Source organism: Peribacillus sp. CSMR9, assembly GCF_033141925.1.
In the GTDB taxonomy this organism is placed as follows: domain Bacteria; phylum Bacillota; class Bacilli; order Bacillales; family DSM-1321; genus Peribacillus; species Peribacillus simplex_A.
In genome coordinates this window covers 1-16,212 of the sequence record NZ_JAOPHO010000074.1, presented here as the reverse complement: position 1 = coordinate 16,212, position 16,212 = coordinate 1, and the positions used below count along the sequence as shown (strand labels likewise).

Here is a 16,212-nt window from a genome sequence, read left to right as displayed (position 1 = left end):
ATCCGCTCCCTTTCCGCCGACTGTCTGCCAAGCCTCCTCACCGCAAGCGGCTGTGGGGTCTTGGCTAGCCAGTAATTCGGCAGGAGTGTCGCAAATTTCTTCAATCTAGTGTTTCATCCATATAAAAAGTAAAAAACATGAAGGATAAACAAGTCTTCTTTTATAAAAGGATTCGGGGTGAGATACTTCGGCCCCCTTTTTTAGACAAAAGTGTTTATATCTGAATGAGTTGATTGGAACGGAAGGTACGAGACTCCTGCGGGGAAAGCGAGTGCCTGGAGTGGAAATCAAAGTACAAATTTTAAAGTAATCAATTATTATCAAGTTTGTCTATAGTCAACCGCTTTGTTTTAAAATTAGATAGAACCACTTTTGTCGACAAACTGAAACCGCTTATAGCGTTTTTTTCTTTTGGAAAATATGTAATTTTACTAGATAAAAAGGTTAGTAAAACCAAATCACTCGGTATACAATCTAGTTAGGGATAATAGTAGAATGGGTTCATGTCAAAACCTCATCCATAGCTATTCTTAATCATATTTTTTGGAGTGATTTCATGCACAAACTTATTCAGGCCTTACTGTCGGTTCTACTGCTGTTTATGATTCTGCCAATCTGCCAGCCGGATGCTGCATCTGCAGAAGAAATCCCGCAATCCGATGGTGTCATCGTCAAATATAAAGAGACGAATGATGAACCGATCAACGACTTGATAGAAAAGGTCGAGGTCCCTAAAGGGGAAACGACCGATAACGTTATCGAGGAACTTGAAGAACAGAAGAATGTGGAATATGCAGAGCCAAACTATCTTTTCAAGAAGATGAACAGTCCGAACGACCCTGCCTATAAAGACCAGTGGCATCATAAAACGCTTGGAACGAATGCAGCATGGACAAAAACCATGGGCTCAAAGGAAATGATCGTAGCCATTATTGACGATGGGATCGATCGTAACCACGCTGATTTAAAAGGGAAAATCGTCAATGCCTATGATACGGTACGCAATCGGAAGAATATCGTACCAAAAGGGGAGCATGGAACGCATATCGCTGGCATCATTGCAGGTTCTGCAAACAACGGCATTGGCGGAGCGGGTGTTGCGCCTAACGTAAAACTCATGCCGATCAACGTTTTTGATGGCGAATATGCCAATACGGCCGATATCATTGACGCCATTCATTTTGCCGTACAGCACAAGGCTAACATCATCAATATGAGCCTGGGAGACACCAGTTATTCGGAGGCGTTGAACAAGGCCGTCCAAGAAGCCTATAAAAAAGGCGTCCTGATCGTCGCAGCTGCCGGGAATGAAGGTGATATGGGCAAAAATGTACAGCGTGTGTATCCAGCAGCATACAGCCATGTCATTTCCGTTGCCGCCACTGACTCAAGGGACAAGCGTGCCAGTTATTCCAACTACCATTCAACAGTGGATATTGCAGCCCCTGGAGATGATATCCTTTCAACCTTACCGGATGGTAAATACGGCTGGATGAGCGGAACATCGATGGCCACGCCGATGGTGACGGGTGTAGCGGCACTGATTTGGTCGTATGAGCCCAAGCTCAACAAATCGGAGGTCGAATACCGCCTATATGATTCAGCCGTGGACCTCGGTGCAAAAGGGAAAGACATCTACTATGGAAACGGGCGGCTCAATGCCAAAAAAGCGCTGGAAATGAAGACGCTGACCAAACCGGCCGTGACCGCGATTTCCGATAGGGACACGAAGATGAATGGGAAAATCCCAACTGATTTCAAAACGGGGACCGTCTCCATTTATACCGATAAAAAACAACTCGCCACGGTGAAGATCAACGGCGAAAGGTCGTTTACAGCGACCATCGAAAAACAAACAGCCGGTACGATGATCTCTACTAGGGTCATCGATAAATCGGGAAATAAAAGTATACCCGTTTCGTTTAAAGTGGTAGATAAAACGGCTCCCTTAAAACCGTCAGTAAATACGGTAGGAGACAATACCGTAAAAGTAACAGGAAAAGCGGAAGCGAGCGCTAAGGTCACTGTCAAAAATGGCAGTACGGTCCTTGGTAAAGCAAATTCCAATAACGCTGGGAATTTCACCGTTACGATGTCAAAGAAACAAAAAGCAGGAAAAGTCCTAGCCGTTACAGCAACCGATAAAGCAGGAAATACAAGCTCAGTCAAAACAGTGACCGTCGCAGACAAAACAGCACCAAGTAAACCTACGGTCAACACGGTCACGACAAAAACGACAAAAGTAACAGGCAAAGCAGAAGCCAACTCCACTGTCTCCATCAAAGCATCAGGAAAAGTGATCGGCTCTGCCACAGCAACGAATAAAGGTGCTTTCTCGGTTAAAATCCCCAAGCAAAAAGCCGGGAAAAACCTATATACCTATGCCAAAGACAAAGCGAAAAACGTAAGTGAATCAAGGAAAGTCACGGTTAAAAAGTGATATGAAAATAGGAACAGCCCCCATAATAAGTACTGGGGGCTGTACTTGTATCACTCTTGTTTTGGGTCAAAAAAAAGAAGCAATAGCGAATATTGCTTCTTTGCTCATCTGTTGTTTCAACTACTTTGCAATATCGTCCTACACGAAATACTTTAAATTTCACCTTCTTCAAGCCTCCTATTATATTCAATTTTACTTATTAATCCTTTTGCATTACAGGTAAGACAATCTGTATAAATATCGTAGGCCCCCGTACCTGCACAAACATGGCACTTGACATGAGTTTCCGGTATATCCTTTTGCATGAATGAAAAAAGTTTTCCAATATACTGCAGAATAAGCATTCCCAAAACTCCTTTTTTTTTTAATCATACAACAAAAAAAGGCGAAACCAACATGAAATACAATATCATTACTTAAATCAAATAAAACCATTACATACTTTACATTGAATTAAAAAATCGCCTCGATAGATTCAAGGTTATTTTATTAGGTAAGAAAGGGCGAGGAGTGAACAGTCATTAAAGATATACTTATTTAATTTTTCGTTGCCGTACAGTTTTGTTCCAACTCTCCCTTTAAATCAAAGGCTGTTTTCACATACTTTGTTGCTATTTACCAGGTAGTTAGTTGTGGTTGATTTCCCCTCCAGATGCTCGCTTTCCGCGGGGCGGGCGGTGAGCCTCCTCGGCGTAAACGCCTGTGGGGTCTCACCTGTCCCGCTGCTCCCGCAGGAGTCTCGCACTTCCGCTCCAATCAACCTTAAATAGTTTCGTTTTAAAAACAACAATCTTTACGAAAAGAGCCAAATCAAAAAAGCCGCTCAAATGGAACGGCCTAACTTTCCTTTATAAACTATCAGGAAGTTTGTCTACTGCATTTATGGGCTTTGGGAAACCTGTGGGATATTATAATCCGGATTTAATTATTTTTTTCTCAAAATCCATAGGTAAGCCAATATTGAAATCCCCACAGAGACTGCTGCCATTATGTAAATGCTAATATACCCAAATAGATAGCCGATTTGGCCGAAGAGGATGGCACCGCAACCGATTCCAAGATCAAAGAAGGAATAGAAAGTGGCATTGGCCATGCCCTTTCGATTTCGGGCAGCGTGTTCAAGAGACCACGCTTGAAGAGCCGGTTGGACAGCCCCGAATCCAATGCCATAAAAAATAGCTGCCATATACAGAATCATGTTACTTGGCATCCATGCTAGCAATAGCATCGCCGCCACGATAAAAAGAGCAGATGGAATGAAGACAGCTTGATGTCCTTTTTGATCAAAGATTTTTCCAGCGAACATTCGTGTGAAAATAAGAGCTAAAGCGTAAAGAAAAAAGTATCCTTGAATACCTGTCAGACCTTTTTCGATAGTATAAAGCGGTAAGAAGGTAGCAATCCCGCCAAAAGATACCGTAATGAAAAAAACAAGAACGGACGGAGCAACAGCGCTTTTTTCATAAATGTCAAACCTATTAGTTTTAGCGGGGACAGAAGGATGATCTACTTTTTTATAGGTAATTGTTGAAGCCATGATCCAAGCTGCCAGGCTTAATGCCCCGCAAAATAAAAACAAATGCTGAAAGGTTAAAACATCCGCTAAGAAAAGCCCGAATGACGGACCAAAAGCCATCGCCAAATTCCCCGATAAAGTGAAGTATCCCATTCCCTCACCCCGACGCTTTGCTGGAATAAGATCGGAGGCAATCGTACCTGATGCGGTGGTCGTATATCCCCAGCCAATCCCTTGGACAATCCTCATTGCACATAGAAGGAAAATACTCATCATAAATCCAAACGAGCCTATCGCTACAGCCAAAAAGGCTAGACCGAACAGGAAAACAAAACGTCTACCTTTTGTTTCCAGGGCCTGTCCGGCAAAGGGGCGGACAATCAGAGCGGAAAATAAAAACATGCCAGCAACTAACCCAATATACCGTTCATTGCCGCCAAGCTCTTTTACAAAAAGCGGAAGGGTAGGGGAAGTCATTTGAAAGGATAAAAAAACAAAGAAGTTAGCAATGAAAATCATCACAAAATCACGTGTCCAGATTTTATTGGCAACCGGAAGTTCTTCTTTTAACAAGGGTATACCCATAATAGTTATTCTCCTTAATTGATAGTAATTATCATTCTCATTTTACTAGAGTTATAGAAAACAATCTATATAGAATAGAAATAGAAAATAAGTGATCACATTATATCTGGGTAATATTGACTAATAGATAGTCTGTAAAATCATAATAGAAACAAAAAATTAGGATGGAGGTCACTTTATATTCAGAAAATACAAAATTTAATTTGTAAAAAATAATAAAAATGTTATATTTATGTAAATAAATAAGAGGATAGACTTACGAGGGGGAATTTGTTTTTAGGTGATGGATATTAGCTCTATATCTTACCTAATTTATATGAAGGTGCTAAGAGGTGAAAAAAAGTTAGCTATTACAAAGTCCATTGCCAATAATGGTCTGAATTTCTTATGATCAAATTGCCATTTGATCATGTTCCTGCCTCTACTGAAGAGTGGAGTTACCTTTGCATAAAACAAACGTAGTTGTAAAAGCCTATCTTTACCGTGAAGTTCCAATGGAAATTAATTAATTCACTTGGTAATTATGGTAAAAATGTCGGGTATTTGGGATAGTTGTTGAGAGTTCATATCATTAATGTGAAATCTTAATTAAGGACCTTTTATTTACCATTTATAAGGTTTATTATCAATGGGGAAATGAGAGATTAAAGGAGTTAATTATGGGTAGACTTACAGAGACTTTAATGGAGACGGTAGAAGATTCTCAAAATAGCAGGAAGAAACCTATGGTTGTTAAACTAAATTCCGAACAATTAGATGAATTTATACAAAGATTTCCAGATGACGGGGAGTTTTTTGGTTTAAGCTATCACATTCATGATGATAAGACAGTCACTTTTAACTATAGTTCAGATGGTAAACTTCTAGAAGTATTAAATTTGGTTAAGTGATTTACACTTTGGAGCATCCAGCAGAAATGCTGGCTTTTTTTGAGCATAAATATAAGAATGTTAATGAAATTAGTGATTATCCATGTCGAGTGATGTCGGAATAAATTGGAAGAATATTCTTTATCGGTGCAATTTCGATAGTTATAATGAATGAGAGAAAAATAACCGGAAAATAGTGAAATAGAGTTTAGCAGTACTCCGTTCTATAGAACTTCAATGTCAGTCATTAAAGTTCAAATATGGGAGGTAAAGATGAAGAAATATGGGTTAATCATTATCGCTGGAATTTGCTTGGCAGTTCTGGTTTTTGGCCATCTGCATTGGAAGAACTTAAGTCAGGCAGCAGGTGTAGAGGCTAGAGAAGCTGAAGCAAAAGTAAAAGAAAAGGAAAAAGAAGAAAGAGAAGCTTTGATACAAAGTTTAAAACCGGTAAATAATGAGAAGCAGCCGTTAATCGATTACCTGCATTATAAGTCGCTTACACAAGATAGGGTTACTGTATCCCTAGTGGGAAGTAATGGTACTACAGGAACCGGTGCAAGTAATTCTTCCAATAGTTGGGCAGGGCGCTTAGAGAAGAGCCTGCGCGCTGATCGTGATGAGTTAGAAACACTCCGTTTTATTAATCATGGACATGAGGGATATTCAACAGAGGATTTGCTGGAAGGCAAGAAGATTGAAGCGGTCATACAAGATGATCCCGATCTGGTTATTTTTGAAAATTCGCTGATAAACAATCATTATCAATCACTTAGCTTGGAACAGACGGAAAAAGATTTGAAAAACATCATGACAAAGTTGCAAAAAGAGCTGCCGAATGCAAAGATTTTAATCATTTCACCAAACCCAGTCGCAAATAGTAAAACGGAGAATAATTTAGGGCTGAATTATTTGGATTATATTCAAGCTTCTGAGAAGGTCATCAAAACGAATAAATGGACTTATGTGAATAGCAAAGAGGGAATTGAAAAAAAGCTAAAGAAAAAGAATTTGAGATTGGCTGATATACTGACTAATGATAACATCCATCCCAATGACCAAGGGCATTACATATGGTTCGAGACTTTGCAGGAATACTTTAAGTTAAAGTAGTGCATATAAAAGGGGGAAAAGTGACGATATCCACTTTTCCCCCTTTTATCGTTTTCGAATCGGAATGAATGAGACATCACTTTCTATCCAGAATGAATTCGCGCATTTCCTCTTTCGATATCCCCGACCCCATAACATCCTGCATAATTGCCATCCACTCTTCATCCATGACCTTGTCTGCCTGTTCATTCAACAGAGCATCAACTTTTATACAAAGGATTTTGGCGATTTTTTCTAAAACTAAAATAGTAGGGTTTGTTTGAAGGTTTCTTTCCAGTGAGCTTATATAAGATTTGGCAACGCCGGATTTTGTGGAGAGTTCACTTATTGACATTTTCCTTTCTTGCCTAAGCGACTTAACTCGGTAACCTATCATATTGACCACACCTAACCATAAAAATGAAAGTTATAAATGATTTTTAAACTGTTACTTTCAGTTTACACATTTTTTCTCCCTTTTTAATGATAACTAGGCACTAAAATACTTGACACAATTTTATGAATAAAGAGATTTTCCAGTTTTGGTAGGCATTTAGTTAGGTCCATTTCAAGAAATTTTTGCAAAACCGAAAAATCATCTAAGCAAGATTGGGAGTTGGTGTATACTTAGATTTATTGAAATCCAGGTCGGAATATTCTGGAAAATGGCCTATGTATATATGATATAGGTAAAATTAGGAAATGAAACTACTTTTGCATAGAAAAAGTAGTTTGTAAGTTTCATGTAAATTTCCTTGGAAATACATAAATATAGGTAATATTATGCTACAATGGAATAGGTCATTTTTAACATATCAGGAGGATGAAATGGAAGAGACTATTAGTATTAAAGATATTTTTAAAACATTAAAGAAGCGTTGGAAGCTGATCATGCTGCTGACATTAATTGCCGCTTTGATTAGTGGATCAATTTCTTATTTCGTATTAACACCCGTTTACCAATCTTCAACACAGATCCTGGTTAATCAGAAACAATCGGAGAACCAATTGGATTCGACTCAAATCCGATCTAATATCGACATGATCAATACATACAGTGTGATCATAAAAAGCCCTGCCATTTTGGAGAAGGTCATTGAGAAGCTTGAACTAGACCAAAGCGTAGACCAACTTAGCGAGAAAATCACGATTAACAGCCAAGAAAATTCTCAAGTCTTCTCTTTAACGGTTCAAGATAGTAATCCTACTAAAGCAGTAGAAATAGCTAACACGATTTCTGCAACTTTCCAAAAGGAAATCAAGGATATCATGAACGTCGATAATGTTAGCATTCTTGCCAAGGCAGAAATAAAGGACAATCCTGCTCCTGTAAAACCTAATCCATTATTAAATATCGCCATTGCGGTGGTAGTCGGATTGATGGCTGGTGTCGGCTTGGCATTCCTCCTTGAGTATATGGACAATACGATCAAGGATGAGGATGATATTGAGAAACTCCTGGAATTGCCCATCCTTGGATCGATTCAAAAGATTTCATAAGTACATAATCAAGGCTAACCCAGAAAAGAAGCATATGAAAGGAAGCGGGATTTTTGAGAAGTAAAGATAAAAAACAGGTGAATTTGATTGCACAGACTAATCCTAAGTCACCTATCACTGAGCAATATCGATTAATTAGAACGAATATTCAATTTTCCTCAGTGGACAAAGACATACAAACCATTGTGGTAACGTCAGCAGAGCCTAATGATGGGAAATCGACCACAGCTGCAAACCTCGCGATCGTGCTGGCACAGGAGGAGAAAAAAGTTTTGCTTGTGGATGCAGACTTAAGGAAACCATCCGTTCATTATGCCTTTAGCCTTAGTAATATAGAGGGGCTTACGAGTGTCCTGACCAAGAAAATGAGCATAGAAAAAGCACTTTTGAAAACAAATGTGCCTAATCTGGAAATCCTGACAAGCGGTCCAATACCGCCTAACCCTTCGGAATTATTAAATTCAAAAGCGATAGAAACAGCCATTGAAGAACTTAAACAAATGTATGATTATATCATTTTTGACACACCGCCCGTTCTGATAGTGCCTGATTCCCAGATTGTAGCCAATAAATGTGATGGCGTGATCATGGTAGTGTCGAGCGGCAAAACAAACAAACAAAGCGCAGTGAAAGCAAAGGAGCTTTTAGTGAAAGCTAATACATCCTTGCTTGGAGTCGTTTTAAATGGCGTTGAAGCGGATAACAGCAATTATTATTACTATCAATCTTAAAGAAAATAAGACAAAATTCGACAAAATAACACCCTGTTTAATGGCAGTTTAATATGCTACGATTATCCAGGGTATTAATTCCTATCTATTTTCTCAGTGATTAAGCCTATTATCCCAATTTGTTAAAAGGAAGTGTGTGAAATTTGATTGATATACATTGTCATATTCTCCGAGGAGTTGATGATGGATCCGCGGACATGAAGGAAAGCTTGAACATGGCAAAAAAAGCGGTGGAAGCAGGAATTACCCATTTATTTGCAACGCCACATCACTTAAATGGGAAATATGTAAATGTGAAGTGTGACATCATTAAACGTACAGTGAGGTTAAATGAGAGTTTACAACAAGACAATATTCCTCTAACCATTCATTTCGGACAAGAAGTAAGAATACACCGGGACATATTTACTTCACTAGAAAAAGAAGAGATCCTAACGCTGGATGATAATGGTACATATTTATTGCTAGAGCTCCCTTCGGGTAAGGTTCCTGCATACACACAAGAAGTGATTTATGAGCTGCTGCTTAAAGGAATCACACCGATTATCGTACATCCGGAAAGAAATAAGGAATTGATCGAGAATCATAAACTATTATTTGACTTGGTCCAGGAGGGAGCGTTAACTCAACTTACCTCTGGCAGTATTATCGGACTCTTTGGGAAAAATGTTAAGTCTTTTTCAAAAAAAATAATCGAACATAATCTGGCTCATTTCGTTGCAACAGATGCCCATAATATAGGCTCTAGGGGATTCACGTTACAACAAGCCTATGAAACCATTACAAAAGCATATGGAATTGAGCGTACATTTTATTTCAAAGAAAATGCTGAACTGCTATTAAAGGGACAAAGTCCTTTAATTGAAAAACCTGTACTATTTAAAAGAAAAATTTTTGGAATCTTCTAAGGATAAAGATAATTAAGAGGCCTACACATCATAAAAAAATTTTGTCTCCATGTAAAAATTTTTAGGTTTTTTGTTGCTGGAAAGACTTATTTAAGAGGGATAAACCACCTCCTGATTTTCTAGCAAAATTATCATTAGGATCAATAAGGGCATTTAAAAAGGGAATATGGACAGTATCATTCATCATGATATGAAAAATTAATATCATGTGAAAAAGAATACAATGCATTAATACTGCTGTATTTAATAGAAAGTATATCGACATTTAAGGGGGAAATGTGGTTGGCCTACCGAAAACGACTAACACTGCTGGCGCTTTTAGATTCCTTAATAGTATTATCGGCCATTTATGTAAGTTATTTATTCTTGTATCCATATTTAAATATATTTAAATTACCAACGCTCTTGGTCACATCTGTCTCTTTATTAATTAGCCATCATTTTTTTGCTTCTATTTATAAACTGTATAAGAAGGCCTGGGAATATGCGAGTATTGGGGAATTACTGTCCATTGTAAAAGCCGTAAGCTTATCGGTTATCACTGTTATCGGCATCCAGTTAATGGTCTTTCAAGATGTTTATGTAAGGGCCATGGCATTAACCTGGATGATGCACGTCATCCTTATTGGCGGTTCCCGCTTTTCGTGGCGAATGCTGCGTGACCGCTTGATACATAATCAAAAGGAAACCAAGAACACATTGGTTATTGGCGCAGGATCGGCAGGAACCATGGTTGTACGTCAACTTCTTAATAATCATGGTACGGAGCTTAAACCAGTAGCATTCATTGATGATGATCCGAAGAAAAATAAGTTAGACATCTTAGGAATACCCGTTGTTGGTAACTCTAAACATATCCCTGAAATGGTGGAAAAATACCATATAGATAATATTGTCATTGCGATTCCTTCATTAAGTAAGAAAGAATTGAAGGTCATCTTTGATGAATGTGTAAAAACGAATGCCAAAACACAAATCATGCCGATGATTGAAGATATTATGGTAGGGAAAGTAAATGTTAATCAGTTTAAAGAAGTGGAAGTCGAAGATCTTTTAGGGAGAGAACCCGTCGAATTGGATATAACCAGTATTTCTGAATATGTAACAGGCAAGGCCATCCTCGTTACTGGGGCTGGAGGCTCAATCGGTTCGGAGATTTGCCGTCAAATATGCAGGTTCTCACCTGGCAAACTTATTCTCTTAGGACATGGAGAAAATAGTATTTATCTGATTGATATGGAACTGAAAAAACTATATGCAAATCAAATAGAAATCATACCTGTCATCGCAGATATCCAGGACCGAGAAAGAATTTTTGAAGTGATGGACACGTACCGACCTGACGTTGTTTATCATGCGGCTGCACATAAACATGTACCGCTTATGGAATATAATCCACGTGAAGCAGTTAAGAATAACGTTTTTGGTACAAAGAATGTTGCAGAAGCAGCAGACACTTTTGGTGTAGGTGCATTTGTGATGATTTCATCCGATAAAGCCGTCAACCCAACAAACGTCATGGGATCGACCAAGCGCATTGCTGAAATGATCATCCAGCAGTTAGCAAAAAATAGCACAACAAAATTTGTCGCAGTTCGGTTCGGAAATGTGTTAGGCAGCAGAGGGAGTGTCATTCCTTTATTTAAAAAGCAAATCCAAGCAGGTGGACCAGTAACGGTCACACACCCAGACATGACAAGGTATTTCATGACTATACCTGAAGCATCCAGATTAGTCATTCAGGCAAGTTCCTTGGCTAGAGGTGGGGAGATCTTTGTTCTTGATATGGGTGAACCTGTTAAAATTGTAGAATTAGCAACAAATCTTATCCAGTTATCAGGTTATTCAATTGAGGATATTGGAATTGAATATTCTGGAATCAGGCCTGGTGAGAAGATGTATGAAGAACTATTAGGGGAGAAAGAGGTTCATCGTGAAGCTGTGTTCCCTAAGATCTTTATAGGAAAAGCGGTACTGGAACAGGAAGACGAGATACAGTATCTTTTAAACTCCTATGATCATTTTTCCATAATGGAACTGAAAGATTTCGTGATAAATCTAGCTAATCGAAGAAAGAACAAAACATTCTCAGCAGTGAAATAGTAGTAAGGTAAGGAGGACTAGTAAGTGAAGAAAATCACAAAAGCAATCATTCCTGCAGCAGGGTTGGGTACTCGTTTTTTGCCTGCCACAAAAGCTATGCCAAAAGAGATGCTGCCAATCGTTGATAAACCAACGATCCAGTACATAGTCGAGGAAGCCGTTGCATCAGGAATAGAAGATATAATCATCGTAACTGGAAAAGGTAAACGTGCGATTGAGGATCATTTTGATTATGCTCCAGAACTCGAACAAAATCTAATGGAAAAAGGGAAAATGGATCTACTCAATAAGGTACAATACTCCACTAACCTTGCAAATATCCATTACATTAGACAGAAGGAACCAAAAGGATTAGGTCACGCTGTATGGTGTGCACGTAAATTCATTGGGGACGAACCATTTGCCGTACTTTTAGGTGATGATATTGTCCAAAGTGAAACTCCATGCTTAAAGCAGTTGATTAATCAGTTTGAGGAAACAAACCATTCGATTATTGGAGTTCAAACTGTGCCTAAGGAAGAAACGAATCGCTATGGGATAATAGATCCTGCTTTTCAAGATGGCCGACTTTATCAAGTTGAAAACTTTGTAGAAAAACCAGAACTAGGAACAGCCCCTTCCAATTTAGCCATAATGGGAAGATATATCCTTACCCCTGAAATCTTTAGTATCCTTGATCAGCAAGAAGCTGGTGCAGGCGGGGAAATTCAGTTAACCGATGCGATTCAACAGTTAAATCAAATCCAGCAAGTTTATGCTTATGATTTCGAAGGAAAACGTTATGACGTTGGGGAGAAGTTAGGGTTTGTGAAAACGACATTAGAGTTTGCCATGCAGAATGAAGAAATCAAGGATGATTTAGTAGAGTTTTTAGAACAAATGGTTAAGGATTTTTCTTTAGAAAAGATTAATGCGTAGGAATTCAAGTTTTTCATAAAATATCAATCATATATTTTACCCAAGGTGAAGCATTCAAGAAGGATACTTTTACTTCCACCTTCCTGGGATACTCTATCCCCCTATTTTTACCCTATTAAATAGTGGCTAGATGAAAAAATAACTTGATGAAAAATTCCATATAAAGTGACTTATTGTAGGAAGGAAGTTTTAAATAATGAAGGATAGATTATTCCTCGCATCACCACATATGAGTGATGAAGGTTATGAAATGGAATATATAAAGGAAGCTTTTGATACTAATTGGATTGCTCCTCTTGGGGAAAACGTGAATCAATTTGAAATAGAATTGGCAAATAAGGTAGGAAGTGAAGCGGCTGCAGCACTTTCTTCAGGTACAGCCGCTATCCATTTAGCGCTTAAAGCAGCGGGAGTTGAAGCAGGGGATATTGTATTCTGTCCTGCATTAACATTCTCTGCAACTGTCAACCCGGTAATTTATCAAAATGCTATTCCTGTTTTTATAGATAGTGATTATGAGACTTGGAATATGTGCCCTAAAGCTTTGGAAGAAGCGTTTGAGAAATATCCTGAAGTGAAAGCAGTAATTGTGGTACATCTATACGGACTTTCAGCAGATATGGATAAGATCATGGAGGTTTGCAATAAGCATAAGGTAACAGTAATAGAAGACGCTGCTGAAAGCTTAGGTACTTACTATAAAGGAAGACATACTGGAACCTTCGGTGATTATGGGATTTTCTCTTTTAATGGGAATAAGATTATCACTACTTCTGGTGGTGGGATGCTAGTTTCTAATAATGAAGAGCGTATTGCTAAGACAAGATTTTGGGCCACTCAGAGTAGAGACCAAGCAAGGCACTATCAGCATAGCGAATTAGGATTTAATTACCGGATGAGCAATGTAGTTGCAGGGATTGGCAGAGGGCAGCTTAAAGTATTAGATCAGAGAGTTGATAAGAAAAACTATATCTTTGAGTTTTATAAGAGAGAACTTGGTGAACTTGACGGTGTAGAGTTCATGCCTAGCAATGAGTGGGATAAACCGAATTATTGGTTAAGTTCTATGACTTTGAATGGTAATGTTAGACCGATAGATATTATGGAAGCTCTTGAAAAAGAAAACATAGAGTCAAGACCTGTATGGAAGCCAATGCATATGCAACCATTTTTTAAGAAGTATGACTTCGTTGGAACGAATGTTTCGGAGAAATTGTTTGAGAATGGTATTTGCTTGCCTTCTGATACAAAGTTAACAGATGAAGATTTGGAGAGAGTTGTTGAAATTATTAAAGGATTGTGGGAAAGGTAATGAAACCTTCTAAGGGTGATATTTATAGAAGATTTATAAAAAGATCGATGGATTTCATACTATCTTTGATCGCTATTATTATTCTCAGTCCGGTCCTTTTGATAGTTGCCATCCTTGTAAGAGTAAAGCTAGGGAGTCCAATTTTGTTTCAACAAAAAAGACCAGGGATGAATGAGAAGATTTTTATGATGTATAAGTTTAGAACAATGACGGATGAGAGAGATGAAAATGGTGGGCTGCTTCCTGATAGTGTTAGGTTGACGAGGTTTGGAAGGTTACTGCGTTCTACATCCCTCGATGAACTTCCGGAACTTTTTAATATTCTTAAAGGAGATATGTCGATAGTGGGCCCTCGACCCTTGCTGGTCCAGTATCTGCCAATCTACAATGAGCATCAAAAGCGCCGCCATGAGGTTAGACCTGGATTGTCCGGTTTGGCTCAGGTGAACGGAAGAAATGCTATTAGTTGGGAAAATAAATTTAATCTTGATGTGAAGTATGTAGATAATTTAAGTTTCATTGGGGACTGGAAGATTATTTTTCTAACTATTAAAAAGGTATTTGTCAGGGAAGGTATAAATTCAGAAGTTGCTGCAACGATGGAGCCATTCAAGGGGTCCAATCAAAAGGAAAGAATAGAATTATGAATAATAAACTTTTGATAATCGGTGCAAGTGGCCACGGAAAAGTTATTGCTGACGTTGCGATTAAAATGAATAAATGGAAAAGCATTGCTTTTTTAGATGATAACGAAAATATTAAGTCATCAATGGGAATAGAAGTGATCGGTAAATCAACAGATGTGTTTAATCATCTACAAAATTACGATATTTTTGTGGGTATTGGTGATAATTCCACACGAGAAAAGGTGCAAAGGAACCTTGAAGCTGAAGGTGCAAGCATACCTTCTTTAATTCATCCCAACGCTGTTATTGGTGAACAAGTTGAGTTAGCATCCGGAACAGTCGTAATGGCTGGAGTAGTGATTAATTGCTGCACAAGAATTGGAAAGGGATGCATTATCAACACTGGAGCCACGGTAGAGCATGACAATATAATTGAAGATTTTGTTCATATATCACCAGGTGCGCATTTAGCTGGTACAGTGAAAGTTGGGCATGGATCGTGGTTAGGTATTGGTAGTGTAGTAAGTAATAATATTAACATCACGAGCAGTTGCAATGTGGGTGCAGGTGCTGTAGTGGTTAAGGATATAACTGAATCTGGAATATATATAGGGATTCCAGCTAGGAGAGTTAAAAATGGCAAAGATTCTAATATTGGCGAATAACGATGTGGGCTTATATAAATTTAGAAAAGAATTAATAGTGGAATTGGTTAAGGAAAATGAAGTGTATATATCCCTTCCTAATGGAGAGTTTATTTCTGAGTTAATAGAATTAGGCTGTAAATTTATTGACACAGCAATAAACAGGAGAGGTACTAATCCGATAACTGATTTGAAATTGATACTAAATTATAGAAGAATTATTAAGGATATCAAACCAGATTTGGTTTTAACATACACCATTAAACCAAACGTTTATGGTGGTTTAGCCTGTAGAATGAGTGGTATCACTAGTATTGCCAATATTACAGGGCTTGGTTCAGCTGTAGAAAATGGTGGGATATTGCAAAAGATCACTCTATTTTTGTATAAGTTATCTTTAAAGAAAGCAAAATGTGTTTTTTTTCAGAATAAAGACAATGAAGAGTTTATTCTTAAGAAGAAAATTATTAGTGGAAATCATAGATTAATACCAGGATCCGGCGTTAATCTTGACCATTATTCTTTATTAGATTATCCATCAGATAAAACAATAAATTTTCTGTTTATTGCTCGTGTAATGAAAGAAAAAGGTATCGATCAATATTTAGAAGCCGCTGATTATATTAGAGGCAAGTACCCAAATACTATGTTTCATATCTTAGGGTTTTGTGAGGATGCATATGAAGACAAACTGAAAGAAATGCAAGCCAAGGATATTATCAAATATCATGGAATGCAAAGTGATGTAAGGAAATATCATAAAATCTCTCACTGTACAATTCATCCCACATATTACCCGGAAGGAATGTCAAATGTATTACTTGAAAGTGCTGCTTGTGGTAGGCCAGTGATTACAACAGATAGGGCTGGTTGTCGAGAAATAGTTGATGATGGTGTTAATGGCTATATTATTAATCAGCAGGATACCCAAGATTTAATAGAGAAGATTGAGAAGTTTCTAGAAATGG

At 38.1% G+C, this 16,212-nt stretch carries 15 protein-coding genes; 12 read left to right on the top strand and 3 right to left on the bottom strand.

Annotated features, from left to right (window positions below):
* The first annotated feature begins 556 nt into the window (after positions 1–556).
* Positions 557–2,440: a S8 family peptidase gene (locus tag N9I19_RS21220; RefSeq protein WP_317778906.1), complete on the top strand. Its 1,884-nt coding sequence runs from the start codon at positions 557–559 to the stop codon at positions 2,438–2,440.
* A gap of 152 nt (positions 2,441–2,592) precedes the next feature.
* On the opposite strand, the gene N9I19_RS21215 is transcribed toward N9I19_RS21220, so the two are convergent.
* Both N9I19_RS21215 and N9I19_RS21210 read right to left on the bottom strand, forming a co-directional pair.
* Positions 2,593–2,784 carry a hypothetical protein gene (locus N9I19_RS21215; RefSeq protein ID WP_061464205.1) on the bottom strand — a complete coding sequence of 64 codons (192 nt, stop codon included), beginning with the start codon at positions 2,782–2,784 and terminating at the stop codon, positions 2,593–2,595.
* Between the two features lie 581 nt (positions 2,785–3,365).
* Positions 3,366–4,541 carry an MFS transporter gene (locus tag N9I19_RS21210; protein ID WP_317778905.1) on the bottom strand — a complete coding sequence of 392 codons (1,176 nt, stop codon included), beginning with the start codon at positions 4,539–4,541 and terminating at the stop codon, positions 3,366–3,368.
* Between the two features lie 659 nt (positions 4,542–5,200).
* Here N9I19_RS21210 and N9I19_RS21205 point away from each other — a divergent pair.
* Positions 5,201–5,431, top strand: coding sequence for a hypothetical protein (locus N9I19_RS21205; RefSeq protein WP_089361623.1), 231 nt, complete (start codon positions 5,201–5,203; stop codon positions 5,429–5,431).
* Between the two features lie 252 nt (positions 5,432–5,683).
* Complete coding sequence (locus N9I19_RS21200) at positions 5,684–6,523, top strand: SGNH/GDSL hydrolase family protein (protein ID WP_317778904.1); 840 nt, start codon at positions 5,684–5,686, stop codon at positions 6,521–6,523.
* Positions 6,524–6,599: 76 nt separating this feature from the next.
* On the opposite strand, the gene N9I19_RS21195 is transcribed toward N9I19_RS21200, so the two are convergent.
* A complete protein-coding gene (locus N9I19_RS21195) occupies positions 6,600–6,899 on the bottom strand; it encodes a helix-turn-helix domain-containing protein (protein WP_317778903.1) in 300 nt (99 codons plus the stop codon).
* Positions 6,900–7,330: 431 nt separating this feature from the next.
* On the opposite strand from N9I19_RS21195, the gene N9I19_RS21190 reads away from it, so the two are divergent.
* From N9I19_RS21190 to N9I19_RS21150, 9 genes are all read left to right on the top strand, one after another.
* Positions 7,331–8,002: a YveK family protein gene (locus tag N9I19_RS21190; RefSeq protein WP_317778902.1), complete on the top strand. Its 672-nt coding sequence runs from the start codon at positions 7,331–7,333 to the stop codon at positions 8,000–8,002.
* A gap of 53 nt (positions 8,003–8,055) precedes the next feature.
* The gene (locus N9I19_RS21185) at positions 8,056–8,733 is read left to right on the top strand and encodes a CpsD/CapB family tyrosine-protein kinase (RefSeq protein WP_317778901.1); all 678 of its coding nucleotides are present in this window, start codon (positions 8,056–8,058) and stop codon (positions 8,731–8,733) included.
* Positions 8,734–8,876: 143 nt separating this feature from the next.
* Complete coding sequence (locus tag N9I19_RS21180; protein ID WP_317778900.1) at positions 8,877–9,641, top strand: tyrosine-protein phosphatase; 765 nt, start codon at positions 8,877–8,879, stop codon at positions 9,639–9,641.
* Between the two features lie 282 nt (positions 9,642–9,923).
* Positions 9,924–11,744 carry a polysaccharide biosynthesis protein gene (locus N9I19_RS21175; protein WP_317778899.1) on the top strand — a complete coding sequence of 607 codons (1,821 nt, stop codon included), beginning with the start codon at positions 9,924–9,926 and terminating at the stop codon, positions 11,742–11,744.
* A 24-nt stretch (positions 11,745–11,768) separates the two neighbouring features.
* A complete protein-coding gene (gene galU / locus N9I19_RS21170; RefSeq protein ID WP_317778898.1) occupies positions 11,769–12,662 on the top strand; it encodes a UTP--glucose-1-phosphate uridylyltransferase GalU in 894 nt (297 codons plus the stop codon).
* Between the two features lie 196 nt (positions 12,663–12,858).
* Positions 12,859–13,974, top strand: a complete 1,116-nt coding sequence (locus N9I19_RS21165) for a DegT/DnrJ/EryC1/StrS family aminotransferase (RefSeq protein WP_317778897.1) — start codon at positions 12,859–12,861, stop codon at positions 13,972–13,974.
* On the top strand, positions 13,974–14,621 hold the full coding sequence (locus tag N9I19_RS21160) for a sugar transferase (RefSeq protein ID WP_317778896.1): 648 nt from the start codon (positions 13,974–13,976) through the stop codon (positions 14,619–14,621). The genes N9I19_RS21165 and N9I19_RS21160 overlap by 1 nt, the downstream gene beginning before the upstream one ends.
* Entirely contained in the window at positions 14,618–15,265 is a 648-nt protein-coding gene (locus tag N9I19_RS21155; RefSeq protein ID WP_317778895.1) for an acetyltransferase, read from the top strand. The genes N9I19_RS21160 and N9I19_RS21155 overlap by 4 nt, the downstream gene beginning before the upstream one ends.
* On the top strand, positions 15,237–16,212 hold a 976-nt coding region (locus N9I19_RS21150), incomplete at its 3' end, for a glycosyltransferase family 4 protein (RefSeq protein ID WP_317778894.1). The genes N9I19_RS21155 and N9I19_RS21150, both read left to right, overlap by 29 nt.